This is a genomic window from Streptomyces sp. AM25 (genome assembly GCF_058146165.1).
The window spans coordinates 356,833-371,538 of the sequence record NZ_JBKIWN010000001.1; the positions used below are offsets into that span (position 1 = coordinate 356,833).

Annotated in this window: 9 protein-coding genes; 2 read left to right on the plus strand and 7 right to left on the minus strand. The window is 71.4% G+C overall.

Annotated elements, in window-relative coordinates; translation table 11 throughout:
• Window positions 1–99 precede the first annotated feature (99 nt).
• From ACLHRZ_RS01315 to ACLHRZ_RS01330, 4 genes are all read right to left on the minus strand, one after another.
• Window positions 100–1,122, minus strand: a complete 1,023-nt coding sequence (locus ACLHRZ_RS01315) for an alpha/beta hydrolase (RefSeq protein ID WP_490416445.1) — start codon at window positions 1,120–1,122, stop codon at window positions 100–102.
• A gap of 204 nt (window positions 1,123–1,326) precedes the next feature.
• The gene (locus tag ACLHRZ_RS01320; RefSeq protein WP_490416290.1) at window positions 1,327–8,688 is read right to left on the minus strand and encodes a type I polyketide synthase; all 7,362 of its coding nucleotides are present in this window, start codon (window positions 8,686–8,688) and stop codon (window positions 1,327–1,329) included.
• 48 nt (window positions 8,689–8,736) lie between these two features.
• Window positions 8,737–9,513: a GNAT family N-acetyltransferase gene (locus ACLHRZ_RS01325; protein ID WP_490416291.1), complete on the minus strand. Its 777-nt coding sequence runs from the start codon at window positions 9,511–9,513 to the stop codon at window positions 8,737–8,739.
• Window positions 9,514–9,628: 115 nt separating this feature from the next.
• The gene (locus ACLHRZ_RS01330) at window positions 9,629–10,684 is read right to left on the minus strand and encodes a chitinase (RefSeq protein ID WP_490416292.1); all 1,056 of its coding nucleotides are present in this window, start codon (window positions 10,682–10,684) and stop codon (window positions 9,629–9,631) included.
• A gap of 153 nt (window positions 10,685–10,837) precedes the next feature.
• Here ACLHRZ_RS01330 and ACLHRZ_RS01335 point away from each other — a divergent pair, with 153 nt between their 5' ends.
• The gene (locus tag ACLHRZ_RS01335) at window positions 10,838–11,224 is read left to right on the plus strand and encodes a hypothetical protein (protein WP_490416293.1); all 387 of its coding nucleotides are present in this window, start codon (window positions 10,838–10,840) and stop codon (window positions 11,222–11,224) included.
• A 59-nt stretch (window positions 11,225–11,283) separates the two neighbouring features.
• Here the strand turns inward: ACLHRZ_RS01335 and ACLHRZ_RS01340 are convergent, their stop codons facing one another.
• The gene (locus ACLHRZ_RS01340) at window positions 11,284–11,739 is read right to left on the minus strand and encodes a DNA-binding protein (RefSeq protein WP_490416294.1); all 456 of its coding nucleotides are present in this window, start codon (window positions 11,737–11,739) and stop codon (window positions 11,284–11,286) included.
• 205 nt (window positions 11,740–11,944) lie between these two features.
• Between ACLHRZ_RS01340 and ACLHRZ_RS01345 the strand changes: the two genes are divergently transcribed.
• Complete coding sequence (locus ACLHRZ_RS01345; protein WP_490416295.1) at window positions 11,945–13,357, plus strand: amino acid permease; 1,413 nt, start codon at window positions 11,945–11,947, stop codon at window positions 13,355–13,357.
• Window positions 13,358–13,550: 193 nt separating this feature from the next.
• Here ACLHRZ_RS01345 and ACLHRZ_RS01350 read toward each other — a convergent pair whose 3' ends face one another.
• Window positions 13,551–13,748 (minus strand): hypothetical protein, encoded by a 198-nt coding sequence (locus ACLHRZ_RS01350; protein WP_490416296.1) that lies wholly within the window; start codon window positions 13,746–13,748, stop codon window positions 13,551–13,553.
• Window positions 13,749–13,804: 56 nt separating this feature from the next.
• Window positions 13,805–14,569, minus strand: coding sequence for an SDR family NAD(P)-dependent oxidoreductase (locus ACLHRZ_RS01355; protein ID WP_490416297.1), 765 nt, complete (start codon window positions 14,567–14,569; stop codon window positions 13,805–13,807).
• Window positions 14,570–14,706: the final 137 nt, after the last annotated feature.

Genomic DNA, 14,706 nt, shown 5'->3' on the forward strand with positions numbered 1-14,706 from the left:
CAAGGCTCGTATCGACCCGGGGCAACTGCCGGGCAGGCCGGCCACATGACTCTGCCGCCCGGCGTTCGCCGGGCGGCAGAGCAGGAAGGGATTACGCGGTCAGGAGGAGGCGAACGCCGCCTCCAGGCGGGGGATGTAGTCCGTGAGGTCCTGCGTCCAGCAGCCGCTGTCGTGGCCGCCCTTGCACGTGGTGCCCCAGCCCGATCCGTTGCCGTAGTTCACGTAGTGGACCGGGTATCCACGGGATTCCAGGGCGTTCTTGGCGTGCACCGTCGCCGACTCCGCCCAGAACTCCGCGTTGGCGGGGTTGCCGTTGCCGTTGCCGGTGTAGAGCGCGACGCCGATGCCGGCGTCGGCCAGGATGCCCATGTGGGAGGTGGGGTCGGCCTCGTTCCAGAGCCGGTCGGCGTTGAACACCGGGTACGGCGAGCCGAAGACCGCGTCGCTGGACACCGTGGGACCGAAGTCCAGGGCACAGGTCGTGCCGGAGCTGGAACCGCAGAACGGGGCACCGGCGTTGGTCAGGGTGGCGACGACGGCGGCCCGCATCACGAGGTGGTTCGCCGAGAGGTCGTTGGCGCCGGAGAGCGAGGCGACCTGGCCGAAAAGGTTCGGGTGCCGCTGGGCGTAGTGCAGGGCGCCGAAGCCGCCCATCGATATGCCGGCGACAGCCCGACCCTTTTTGTCCGCAATGGTGCGGAGGTTGGCGTCGATGAACGGCAGCACCTGATCGATGTGGAAGGTCTCCCACTTCTGCGCACCGGCGGCGGTGTTCTGGTCGCGCCAGTCGGTGTACCAGCCGCGTCGTCCTCCGTCCGGAATCACCGTGATCATCTTCTGGGTCGCGGTGACAGCGGGGTAGGCCAGGCCCGGGTTGGCCGGGTCGTCGGACGCACCGTGCAGGAGGTAGAGGACGGGGTAGCGCTTCACGGGCGCGGTCGCGTAGTCGTCCGGGAGCAGGATCCGGATGTGATGGTCCCCTGCGACCTCGGCGGTCCTCACGGTGATGACGAAGTTGGTGGCGGTGCCGGTGGCTTCGCCGACCTGGGTCAGGCCGAATCCGTCGGTCAGCTTCGGTGCGGCGGCCGGGGCTTCGGCATGTGCGGACGATGCCCCCAGCATGAGGAGGGCGGCCGCCGCCGCGGTGACGGTCGCTTTCGCGCGCAGCACGCATCGGGCGCGTGCAGACCCTGCAGGCAGGACCCGTTCCCCGAACAGCCACCCGATGGGCTTGTGGATCTTCATGGGGTGAGTGTGATTCAGCCATCGGGCCGACGGGGAGTCGCTTTTTGGAAAATCTCTTCCGTTGGTTTTCCGCCGTTCCGGTCAGTGCACGGGAGCACCACTGTCGGCAATCGCGAGGTGCCGGTGGACCAGGCGCGCGAAGTGGGTCAGGGTGCGGCCGCCGCCCAAGAGCTCGGCGGGCGGGATCCGCAGGGCGAAGTGCTCGCGGGCCTGGAAGAGGAACTCGGCGCTCATGAGGGAGTCCAGGCCGAACTCCTGGAGCCGGCGGTCCGCGTCCAGAGCGGCCGGGTCGGTGTGCAGCACGGCGGCGAGGAGGCGGGCCAGGATGCCGGTGATCACGGCCACGGCCTCGTCCGGCGGCATGGCGGCCAGGGAACGCAGCAGTTCGCCGCGATCGTCGTCCGGTTCGGCGGCGTCGGACGGGGCGAGCAGGGCGTGTCGGGGCGCGGCCAGGCCCGGAAGCAGGCGGCGGGTGCGGTTCCAGTTGTAGCGGCCGACGCCGAAAACGTCCGCCCCCGTGCCGAGGGCCCGGTCCGCGGCGGCGAACGCCTCGGCGGGGGTGACCGGTTCGAAGCCCATGCCCGTCATAGTGTCCGCCAGGTCGTTACGGGCGACGTATCCGGCGTCGGCGATCGGCCCCCAGGCGACCGCGGCGCCACACCGGCCACCGCGGCGACGGGCGCGGGCCAGGGCTTGCAGGTAAGCGTTGCCGGCGGCGTACGGCGCCTGCGCCAGGTTGCCCACAGCCGCGCTGACGGAGGAGTGCAGCAGGAAGAGGTCCAACTCCCGGTCGGTGGTGAGGCGGTCGAGGACGTCCGCGCCGGCGGCCTTGGGGGCGAGCACGGCGGCGAACCGTTCATCGGTGAGGCCGGCCAGCGGGGCGTCGTCCAGCTGTGCGGCGCAGTGCACCACCCCACGCAACGGATGCCCGCCGGCGTCCACGGCGGCGATCACCTCACGCACGGCCGCCTCGTCGGTGACATCGGCGGCGAACGGACGAGCCACCACCCCCCGCGCAGCCAGCCGTTCGAGGACGGCCGCGGCCTCCGGGGCGTCGGCCCCGCGGCGGCCGGCCAGGGCCAGATGGCGAGCGCCGCGGTCCGCGAGCCACTCGGCCGTCGCAGCGCCGAATCCGCCGAGCCCACCCGTGACCAGGTAGGTGCCGTCCGGGTCCAACTTCTCGGCCGTCGGTTCGGGTTCGACGGCTACGGGCTCGTCCAGAGGGTCGAAGGAGATCACGACCTTGCCGGTGTGCCGGGAGTGCTGGAGCAGTTGGAACGCCTCCTCCACCCGGGCGGCCGGATAGACCGTGTGGGGCAGCGGGCGGTAGGCGCCGGAGGCGATGCGCGTCGTGAGCTCGCGGGCCGTCTGCTGTCCCAGGGTGGAGTCGAGCATGACGCTGTCGAGGTTGAAGCCGATGAAGGTGAGGCTGCGCTGGAAGGGGCGCAGCAGCAGGGGGTTGTTGAGGAAGATGTCGCGTTTGCCGAGTTCGACGAAGCGGCCGTTGGGGCGCAGCAGATCGAGGCTCTGGGCGATGGCCTCGCCGCTGAGGGAGTTGACGACGACGTCGACGCCCTGTCCGTCGGTCAGTTCGCGCACGCGCGGGGCGAAGTCCAGGCTGCGGGAGTCCAGGACGTGCTCGGCTCCCAGCGTGCGCAGCAGTTCGCGTTTGGTCTCGCTGCCGGCCGTGGCGATGACCCGGGCGCCCAGGTTGCGGGCGCATTGCAGGGCGGCCAGGCCGACGGCGCCGGCTCCGCCGTGCACCAGCACCGTCTCGCCGGGTGCCAGCCGGGCCTGGTGAACGAGGGTGAAGTGGGCGGTGGTGAAGGCCACCGGGAGGGTCGCCGCCTCTGCGTGACTCAGACCCTCGGGGGTGCGGATGACGGAGTACGCGGGGGTGACGGTGTGGGAGGCGAGTGCTGCGGGCATGATGCCGCAGACCTCGTCGCCGGCCTTGAGCGTGGACACGTCCGGCCCCACGGCGCGGACGATGCCGGCGCCGTCGGTGCCCAGGCCGCGGATCAGGGGGGTGCCTTCGACGGCTTCGGGCGGCAGCAGCCCGTTGGCGCGCATGGGGTCGCGGTAGTTGAGGGCGACGGCCCGCATCTCGACCAGGATCTCGCCGGGGCCCGGTGCCGGCGGCTCGGTCTGCCGCCACACGAGGCGGCGGGAGAGGCCGGGTTTGCGGACGTCCAGGATGAACGGCGCTCCGGTGGGAACGGGCGTGGGTTCGGCGGCCGGTCGTTGGGTCTCGCGGGGGACGAACCGGCCGGCGCGGGTGAGGACGATCTCGTCCTCGTCGCCGGGCGCGAGCAGTTCGCGGGCCAGGCGCAGGGTGTCGGCGGCCGGGTCGTCGCCGCGGTCCCAGGAGATGCGGCGCAGGTGCAGGTCGGGGCGCTCGTTGGCCAGGGTTCGCGCGGTGCCCCAGACGGCTGCGTCGGCCGGGTGGGCCGGACGTTCGGGAGCCGGGAACAGGCCGCTGGGCCGGGTGACGAGCCATACCTGTGGGCGCACGCCGTCGGGCAGTGCGTCGCAGGCGGCGGCCAGAGCTCGCAGCGAGGCGGCGCAAGCGGTCATCCGGGAGACGACGCTGTGCGGGCCGTCCGGCTCGGCCAGCAGGAAGGCGACGCCCAGTTCCGTTGCCCCGGGCGGCAGTTGAGCGGCCCAGGCGGCAGCGTCGTCCGTCGCGGTGATCGTTCCGGTGCCGCCCAGCAGGTCGGAGAGGACTTGGCCCGTCGGCACCTCGGTAGGGCTCTCCACGGCGACGACCCAGGCGGTGCCGGGGGGCTGCTCCGGCAGGGCGGGCTCGCGTACGGGTGGCCGGTCGGCGGCCGCGAGGAGGACGGAACGTTCCTCGGTGCCTGTGCGTGCGGTGTCGGTGAAGCCGGATGCGCCCAGGAGCCGGACCCACCGGTCCCAGGGCAGCAGCCGGTGCTGTGGGCGCAGTGCACGGTCGGTGCGTTGCCAGAAGGCTCCCGTGCTGCCGTCCAGAAGGCCGAGCCGTTGCGCGTGGTGCGGTTCCGTGGCGAGGAGCAGTCCGCCGGGGGCGAGCAGGGTGCGGAGGCGGCGCAGGGCGGAGGTCAGGTCGGTGGCGGTGTGCAGAGCGTCGTCGGCGACGACGAGGTCGAACTCCCCTTGGTGGAAGCCCTGGGCGGCGGGGTCGGTGTCCAGGTCGAGGGTGCGGTGGTCGACGAAGTCGTGGGCGGCGCAGCGGTGTTGGGTACGGCTGAGGCGGGTGCTGTCGCTGTCGGTGCGGGTGTAGCGGGTGCGGTCGGCGGGGAGCAGGGGCAGCAGGGTCGCGGCGAGGGCGTGGGTTCCGGCGGTCACTTCCAGGATGCGCAGGGGGCGGTTCTCGGGCCAGCGCCGGACGATGTCGCCCACGACGGCCCGGGCGATGCCGTGGGTGAAGCGGTGTGCGGGGGCGGTGGCATGGAGGTGTTCGTACGCGGTGTCGTCGAGCGGCCCGGTGGTGCTGCGGAGCGTTTCGGGGAGTCGGCGCAGTTGCCGGTTGAGCAGGACGGTTTCGGAGTGGAAGGCCGGGTGGTCCTCGGTCAGGCTGCGCAGCAGGGTCGTGTGCCGCGGTGCGGTGTCCGTCAGCCGCCAGTAGCCGTCGCGGGCGGGCTCGGCCAGGCCGTGCCGGGCGAGGAGGGGGAGCATCAGGCGGACCAGCCGCCGGTGCCGTGGCAGGAGCCCGTGTGCCACGAGGTCGGAGATGCGGAACGGCGCGCCGGGGCCGGCGTCGGTGAGCAGTCCGTCCAGGGCGGCACGCCTGCAGTGGGCGCCGGTCTCCTCGACGGCGGCGGTGTAGCGGCGGTATCCGGTGTCGTCCAGGGCCGTGCGCAGGGCGGCGGTCCGGTCTGCGACGGCTGCCATCAGGTCGGGCGGCGGGGGCAGCGGGGAGGGGGCGGCCGGGCTTGCGGGGAGTGGTGCGGCGCGCAGGACCGTGTGCTGGACCGTCAGCGGGGTGTGTGCGGTGTTGTGGATGCGGCGGGTGCGGCAGCCCTCGATCTCCACGGTGACGGTGCCGTCGGTGTCGGCGTAGGTGATGTCCCAGCAGAACTCGGTCTCGGTGCGGCTGCGTTGACGCAGGTGGACGATGCCGTGCGGGGAGGGGGTGCGCCAGACCCGTACCGAGCCGAACACCGACGGCAGGTAGATGTGGCCGTCGCTCATCCACTGCTCGGCGAGGGCGATGGTGGCCTGGAGCGGGGCGTCCAGCACCACGGGGTGCACCGTGTACGGGTCGCCGGGTTCGTCGTACGCGTAGGAGGCCAGCAACTCGTCCGTTCCGACGTGCAGTTCGCGCAGCAGCCGGAACGCGGGTCCGACGTCGAGGCCGACGCGGTGGCAGGTCCGGTAGTAGTCGGGGCCGTCCACGGTGCGGGGGCAGCGGGCCCGGATCGCTTCGGGGTCGACGGGGGCGGGGGCGGTGCCGGTCAGGGTGCGGATCTGGGCGCGGACGACGGGGTGGCAGGGGGTGCCGCGGCCCTCGCTGCTGCTGATGGTCAGCGTGCCGTCCTCGGGGGTGACGGCGGTCTGGAGCGCGACGCCGCCGGGGTCGGGCCAGCCGAGCTGCAGCGGCCTGCTGATCTCCAGGTGGCGTACCTCCACCGGGCGCTGCAGCGCGCGGCGTCCGGCGGACAGGGCCGTCTCGACGTACGCGGCGGCGGGCATGAGCACGGTTCCGGCGATCCTGTGGTCGCCGAGCCAGGGCACGAGTTGGGGCTCGACGGCGCCCTCCCACAACGGGTGCGGTGCCGGGAGGCGTTCGCCGAGCAGGGGGTGGTCGAGCAGTCCGGTGCCGCTGGTGCGCAGGACGAAGTCCTGCGGGGTGCCGTGCCAGTGGCGTTCGTGCTGCCAGGGGTAGCCGGGCAGGTCCGCCACGCGGCCGGGACGGGGGAAGTGCATGCGCCAGTCCACGGCGGCGCCCGCCGCGACGAGGGAGCCGATCGCGGCGGCCGTCTCGCGCGGGCCGTCGCCGTCGCGGTGCAGGGTGGGGATGCAGATGGCACGGGTGCGGCGCAGGTAGGGGCGCAGCACCGGGTGCGGGCCGATCTCGACGACGATGTCGGCGGCGTTCGCGAGGACGTGGGCCATGGCGTCGGCGAAGCGGACGGGCTGGCGGATGTTGTGCCACCAGTAGCCGGCCGTCAGTTCCTCGCCGGGCATCGGGGCTCCGGTGACGGTGGAGACGAAGGGGATCCGGGCGGCGGCGGGGACCAGCCCGGTCAGGGCCGTGCACAGCCGGACGGCGATGGGGTCCATGGCGCGGCTGTGGAAGGCATAGTCGAGGCCGAGGTCGCGGAAGAAGATGCCGCGGGCCTTGAGGTGTCTGCCGAGGACGGCCAGGGCGTCCGGGTCGCCTGTGACGGTGACGTCCCGGTCGCTGTTGATCCCGGCGATCCCCAGGGCTGTTCCGTAGGGTTCCAGGACTTCCCGGGCCTCGTGTTCGGGCAGGCCGACGGCGGCCATCCGTCCGCTGCCGACGGTGGTGCCCTGGGTGCGGCTGCGTTCGGCGATCACCTGGGCGGCCTGGTCCAGGGTCAGTGCCCCGGAGACGAGGGCGGCGGCCACTTCTCCGACGCTGTGTCCGACGACGGCCGCCGGGCGCAGTCCGTTGGCGGCCAGGACGGCCACCAGCCCCATCTGCACGGCGAACAGGGCAGGTTGGGCGACTTCGGTGCGCTGCCAGCGGGGTGCGACGGGATGTGTCAGCTCCTTGGCCACCGACCAGCCCAGGTGCGGGGCCAGGGCGGCATCGGCCTCCTCGACGGCCGCGGTGAAGACGGGGTCGGTGTGCATGAGGTCGGCGGCCATGCCGGGCCATGGGGAGCCGTTGCCGGAGAAGACGTAGGCCACCGTGTCCCGTTCGGCCTTGCGGACGCCGGCCGGCGGGGCGGAGGGGGCATCGGTGAAGAACCGGTCCAGCCGGTCCGCGGCCTGCTGCGGTCCGTCGGCCAGGACGGCGGCGCGGTAGGGGTGGGCGCTGCGGCGCAGGGTGGTGGTGTGGGCGAGGTCGTAGAACTCCGCGTCCGTCGCCCGGCGCAGCCGCGTTGCGACTCGTGCGGCGAGTTCCTGCAGTGCCTGGGGTGACCGGGCGGAGACCACCACCGGTACGGTGCCTGCGCTGTGTTCCTGCTGGACGGGCAGGCGTGGGGGTGCGGTCAGGACGGCGTGGGCGTTAGCCCCGCCGAAGCCGAAGGAGTTGATGCCCACCGCCGCCCGTGCCCGGCGCGGCAGTCCCACGGGGGCGACGGTGGGTGCCAGGCCGAGGCCGGCGAAGTCGATGTCGGGGTTGAGGGGCTGGGCGTGCAGCGTCGCGGGGGCCAGGCCGTACCGCAGGACCAGCAGGGCCTTGAGCAGGCCGGCCATGCCGGAGGCCGGTTCCAGGTGGCCCAGGTTGGACTTGACGGAGCCGATGGGCAGCGGTCCGGTCGTGCGGCGCTGTCCGAGCGCCCGGCCGATCGCACCGGCTTCCGCCGGGTCGCCGACGGTGGTGCCGGTGCCGTGCGCCTCGAAGTAGACCAGGTCGTCCGGTGTCACTCCGGCCTGCCGGTAGACGGAGCGCAGCAGCGCCTCCTGGCTCTCGGTGCTGGGCAGGGCCATGCCCTGGGTGCGGCCGTCGCAGTTGGTGGCGGTGCCGGCGATCACCGCGTGGATGCGGTCGCCGTCGGCCAGGGCGTCGGCGAGCCGTTTGAGGACGAGCACTCCCCCGCCCTCGGCCCGTACGAATCCGTCGGCCTCGGCGGAGAAGGCCGCGCACCGGCCGCGCCGCGACAGCATGCCCGCGTGCGAGAACCCGGTGAAGGAGAAGGGGCTGGCGAGTACGTTGACGCCGCCGACGAGGGCGGTGCGGCTGGTGCCGTCCAGCAGGGTGCGGCAGGCGCGGTCGAGGGCCACCAGTGAGGAGGAGCAGGCCGTGTCGACCGCCATGCTCGGGCCGCGCAGGTCGAAGCAGTACGAGAGGCGGTTCGCCGCGATCGAGAGGGTGGCTCCGGTCATGGTGTACGGGCTGGTGTGGTCGCCCAGTGCGGCCTGGAAGTGGCCGTAGTCCGGGTCGGAGATCCCGACGAAGACGCAGGTGTCGGACCCGGCCAGCGATTCGGCGGGGATGCCTGCGTCGTCCAGGGCCTCGACGGCCGTTTCGAGCAGCAGTCGCTGCTGCGGGTCCATGTGCGCGGCCTCTTTGGGGGCGATGCCGAAGTAGGCGGCGTCGAAGCCGGCCACGTCGTCGAGGAAACCGCCGGCCGCGGTGTAGCTGCGGCCGGGGCGGACGGCGCCGGGATCGACGAAGCGGGCCTTGTCGAACCGGTCCGCCGGGATCTCGCCGACCAGGTCCCGGCCTTCCCGCAGGGCGGCCCACAGGCCGTCCAGGTCCGTGATCCCGCCGGGCAGCCGGCAGCCGGCGCCGACGACGGCCACCGCTTTGTCGATGCGTTCCATGGTGGTGGCTCCGTCTCGTGTCGTGCGCGCTCGGCGGGGCTTCCGGCGTCAGAAGTCCGCTGAAAGGTCGGGGAGTTGCCGCAGGCGGGCCGGGTCGATGCGGCGCAGGGAGTGCAGGACGTAGACGGCTGCCGTGCCGAACCGCGGGCTCCAGCCGGGCGGTCCGCACACCCAGGCTCCGAGCGAGAGGGATCCGCGGACGAGCGGCGGGAGCAGAGCCGGGTCGGGTCCTGCGGCCGTCCGCGGCGGGGGCAGCGGGTGGCGCGGGACCGCCCGGTGGTCCGGGGGCGCGGAGTGGCGGGCGGCGGCGGCCCACAGGACCGCTGCCGTCCGCTCCCGGTCCTGGCCCGGTGCGAGGCAGTTGCCGCCCGCCCAGGCGAGGCCTCTGCGGGTGGCATAGGCGGCGACCCCGAGCGCCAGCAGCGGGACCAGGGTGCCGCCGCGGTGGGCGGGGTGGAGACAGGCCCGGCTGATCTCCACCAGTTCGCCGCGCGGCACCGCCAGCCCGCTCAGGTCGAAGTCGGCCTCGGCGACGAGCCGGCCCGCGGCCGCGGCTCCCTCCGGCGGGAGGAGCCGGCAGGTGGCCACCAGCTCTCCGGTGGCCGTCTCGCGAGCGAGCAGGTGGTCGCAGTACGGATCGAAGCCGTCGGTGCCGAGACCGCTCGGCGGAGTGTCCAGGCGGGCCCCCGCCTCTTGCACGAAAACCCGGCTGCGCAGCCGCCGGGCGTCCTGCACGTCCTGTGCGTCGCGGGCGAGGGAAAGGGCATAGCAGGGGAATTGCCGGCCGGATTGATCGGAGATTCCGGAGGTCTCCGTGGGAATCATGGACGTTCCGTTCGTGCGTCACGACGCAATCGGGCCACTCGAACGGCCAATTGCGTTGCGCGTCACGCTACGGATCGTGGATGGGGTTGTCCACGGACACGCCCGCGGGCCGAATTCAGCGGCCCTGCAAAACCCTCGCATTGTCGCCGAACGTCCATCCCCGTGAACCGTCCCAGTTGGCCGACCAGGTCATCAGCCCTTTCAATGCGCCGGAGTAGGTGTTCCATGCCTGTGCCACGGTTTCCGGGGGCATGTATCCGCCGCCGGCTCCCGGCTGGGCGGGAAGTCCGGGGACCTGGTGGTCGTAGGGGACCCGGACGGTGGTGCCCTGGACTACCAGCCCGTTGTTCAGGCAGTCCGTCTGCGCGGTGAAGCCCGCGACCGTCCCGGCTTCGTAGGAGTCGCCCGAGCACCCGTACATGCTGCCGTTGTAGTACTGCATGTTCAGCCACCACAGGCGGCCGTTGTCCGCGTATTTCTTGACGATGGGCAGGTAGGCGCCCCAGATCGAGCCGTAAGTCACGCTGCCGCCGGTGACGTAGGCCGTCTCGGGCGCCATGGTCAGGCCGAAGCCGGCGGGCATGCGGTCGAGCACGCCGTCGATGATGCGGATGAGGTTGGCCTGTGAGACCGACAGGTCGTTGATGCTGCCGCTGCCGGTGAGTCCGGTTTCGATGTCGATGTCGATGCCGTCGAAGTTGTAGGTCTTCAGGAGCGGCACGAGCGTGTCGACGACCCGGTCGGCGACGGCGCTGGAACTCAGGTCGATTCCGGCCGTGGCTCCGCCGATGGACATCAGGACGGTGAGGCCGGCTGCTTTCGCCTGGCACATCTCGGCCGGGGTGGGGACCTTCACCGTCGCGTCCATCCCGTCCTCCCACAGGACGGTACCGTCGGAGCGGATGACGGGGAATGCCGCATTGAGGACGGTGTATCCGTGGTCGCGGATACGGGCGTCGGTGACCGGGATCCAGCCGAGCGGCGGATGGACTCCGTTGGCCGCTCCGTCCCAGTTCTCCCAATATCCCTGGAGCACCGGGCCGGCGGGTCTCGGTTTGGCGGCGCAGGTGTCGCCGTACGGCGCGGGCGACGCCCCGGCGGTGGCCGGGAACTGCAGGACGGCGGCCGTCGCCACGCAGACCGCGAGCAGCCGTGATAATCGATACTTCACCCTCGATACCCCCTTCGCGTTCGTCAAAAAATAAAGTTGCCCGCGACTGCCGTCAATAGCCCGGACACCCCGTGTGACTTACTCGAAATGCGGGGAGCATATGCCCGTATCTCCGCTTCCGTTGCCACTCACGCGATTTTCCGGGAGCGAATCATGGGAAATCAGACCAGCACGGCTCGCGGGGCCCTCCCCCGCTTCGAGGACGCCTGGGGCCTGGGCCCGGAGGACGAACGGTTCGTGCGCGAAATCGTGGCCGCGCTGGAGAAACACGGCAATCTCAACCGCTTCGGACTGTGCCTGCTGCACGACCACTTTCCCGTGGCCACCGACGAGGTGCGGGTGGAGACCCATGACATCGCGGCCCGCACCCTGCAGGTCCGCGTCGAGAAGGCGGCGACGACCGGGCACACGAGGCCTTCACAGTGGCGGTTCTTGAAGGCCGCCGGGGGCAGCGGGGCGGGGCTTCTCCGCACAGGTCGCCTATGCACTGGTGCAGTTGGTCGCGGTGCTGACGGTCGTCAAGTTCTTCACCGAGCCTGACATCCGGGGGTTCAAACCGTGAGCCGCCGACAGGGCGCTGCGCCGGGCGGTGGCGGGGCCTACGCCTCCCCTTCTTCCGCTTCTTCCCCGGTGGTGCGGCCGGCGAGCCGTTCGTAGCGCTGGCGGGCGGCCTGCGGGGTGCCGAGCCCGAGACCGAAGGCGATCTCCTGCCAGGTCATTCCGCGGCCGCGGGCCATGCGCAGCAGTCCGGCCTCCAGTTCGTCCATGTCGCCGCGCGCGAGGGGGACGAGGCTGAGGGCGGCGGTGATGTCGGCCCGGTCGACCTCCGGCTCGCCGTCGTCGGCGAGGGCGGCGCCGCTGAGCAGGAAGGCCACGAGGCGGACGGCCTCGTGCGGTGCGAGGACGTGGGGGTGGACCTGCCGGCGGCGCTGCTCGTCCGTGGCCGCGTGCCGTTCGGCGATGCGGAACAGGGAGGCGTGGACGCGCTGGACCCGCGCCTGCTCGGGGTGCGGGGGCGCGAAGGGGTCGGCGGGCTGCTCGGGAGTCGTCGTCATGCCCTCAGGGTGGATCACTGCACGATGCAGCGTCAATGAGTTATTGAAAACATTCCGTTCAAGCACAGATGTTCCTCTGCGCACCCGCGCCCCCACTGTGCGTCAGGGAAACGTTCGAATAGTGGGCGTTCACGTCATACGCCCAGCCTGTCCCCGCAAAATCGTGAAGCTCACCGAACGTCTCACGTAATGAACAGGTGCGACCATGAGTCGGACGATCACCCGGTCCCCCCAGGACTCCCCGCCCCCGACGGAGCCTGCCACGCCCGTGCTGTCGCACGGGCTCAAGCAGCGCCACCTCTCGATGATCGCGCTCGGCGGGGTCATCGGCGCAGGTCTCTTCGTCGGCTCGGGCGTCGGTATCGCCGCGGCCGGACCGGCCATCGTCCTGCTCTTCGCGGGCACCGGCGCGCTCGTCATGCTGATCATGCGGATGCTCGGCGAGATGTCCGCGGCCCGCCCCTCGACCGGATCGTTCTCCGTCCACGCGGAGGAGGAACTCGGCACCTGGGCCGGGACCACCTCCGGCTGGATGTACTGGCTGATGCTGTGCGCCGGCGTGGCCGCCGAGGCCACCGCCGCGGGCACCATCATGCACAGCTGGGTGCCGTTCATGCCCGCCTACGGCTGGGTCGCGGTCTTCATGGTGTTCTTCTGCGCCAGCAACCTGACCGCGGTCAAGAACTTCGGCGAGTTCGAGTTCTGGTTCTCCGCCGTCAAGATCACCGCGATCGTCGCCTTCCTCGTCCTGGGCCTGCTCGGCATCCTCGGCGTCTTCGGCACCTCCCCCGGCGCCGGCAACCTCACCGGCCACGGCGGCTTCTTCCCCGCCGGAGCCGCCGGGCTCGCCGCCGGACTGCTCACCACCGTCTCCGGGTTCGCCGGCCTGGAGACCGTCACCATCGCGGCGGCGGAGTCCGACAACCCGAGCCGCAACGTGGCCCGTGCGGTGCGCACCGCCGTCTGGCGCATCGCCGTCTTCTACATCGGCTCCATGGCCGTGGTCGTCACGATGGTGCCGTGGAACGACCCGCGCGTCGCCACCGACGGCCCCTACGTCACCGTGCTCGACACCCTCGGCATCCCCGCCGCGGGCACGATCATGAAGGTCGTGGTGCTCGTGGCCCTGCTCTCCGCGATGAACGCCAACATCTACGGCTCGTCACGCATGGCCTTCTCCCTGGTCAGCCGGGGCCAGGGCCCGCGCTTCCTGACCAAGGTCACCCGCGGCGTGCCGATGGCCGCCGTGCTGGCCTCCTGCGTGTTCGGCTTCGCGGCCGTCATCGCCGGGATCATCTGGCCGACCACCGTCTTCGCCTGGCTGCTGAACATCGCCGGCTGCGCCGTCCTGGTCGTCTGGTGCATCGTCTGCCTCACGCAGCTGCGGATGCGCCGCCGCCTGGAGCGCGAGACGCCCGAACTGCTGACGGTGCGGATGTGGGGCTTCCCGTACCTCACCTGGCTGGCGTTCGCCGCCATCATCGGCGTCTTCGTCGTCATGGCCGGCAGCACGGACGGCCTCAAGCAGCTCGCCGGCACCGCGATCGTGGTCGCGGCGCTGGCAGCCGCGGGCCACCTGAAGCAGCGGCGTGACCGGAAGGCGGGCGTCGGCGCCTAGCACCGGTCGGCCATCCTGCATGTCGCAAGACAACATCGGGCCCCGCTCACCTCTAGTGAGCGGGGCCCTTTGCGTGGTCCGAGGCGGCGTCGCCGATGGCCGGTTGGTGATCCACCCGGGGCCGGATCACCGGCTCGCGGAGCGTTGTAGAGCCGCGATCAGTCGTACTGCCCGGTGCGTACGGTTCTTCCGATCACGCGTATTCGTCCGGTGAACCCCCGTGCTGGTCCATGGGCCAGGCAACCCGGCAGTCAAGGCACGTGAACCGCCACTGCGCCTCTCCGGTTCCGGGGTGCGTGGCCTTGGTCAGAATCACGTTGATGTCCTCGCACTTGACGCACTGCACAGGTGGTTTCTGCGGGTGGTACGGACGGTACGCGTCAGCGCTCATGGCCCGCAGTGTGCCACCTGCCCAAGTAACCCAAATTTTTTGGGCTTTGAGCGTTGCTACAGGTTGACGCCACCACTGACGTCGATCTTGGTACCGGTGATCCAGCGAGCGTCGTCGGAGGCCAGGAACGCGACGGCGTCGGCGATATCCGGGACCTGGCCGATCCGGCCGAGGGCGGTCAGGCTGATGTTGCGCTCCAGGTTCGCCTGGTCGGCCAGTACTTCGGCAGTCATGTCGGTGTGGGTGAAGCCGACCGAGACGGAATTGACGGTGATGCCCCGAGGGCCGAGGTGCTTGGCCAGGCTGTGACTGAACACATCCAGTGCGCCCTTGGTGAGCGGATAACCGATGCCATGGGCCGAGGCGATACGGGTGGAGACGGAGGAGATGTTGATGATCCGGCCACCGTCGCGAAGCCGTGGCAGCAGCCGCTGAGTGAGGAAGAACGGCGCCTTGATGTTGACCGCGACCATCTGGTCGAACTCCTCAGGGGTGAGAACCTCGATCGGCCGCCCCATGAAGTTGAGCCCTGCGTTGTGGACCAGGATGTCGATCGCCGATTCCCCGTGTGCGCTCAGCCCGGCCTCCAGCCCGGCCGTGAGCGTGTCCACGTCGCCGGGAACGCCCAGTTCGGCGCCCACGACGAAGGCACGGCCACCGGACCCGGCGATGGCCGCGGCAGTCTCCTCGGCCGCCGCCTCGTTGCTGCCGTAGTGCACGGCGACCAACGCACCGTCCCGGGCCAGACGTTCGGCGATGCCGCGCCCGATACCCCGGCTGCTGCCGGTGACCAGTGCGACCTTTCCGCTGAGGTTTGCCATGTTCGCTCCTCGACCGCGTTCTGCGTAGTTCCCCTCACCTAACTTAGGCTTCCCTAAGTTTGCCACTTGCCGTCACATTCGATCAACACCTCAAACACCGTCAACCACATGAGGACTCAACGGACTTGAGGGGCCGC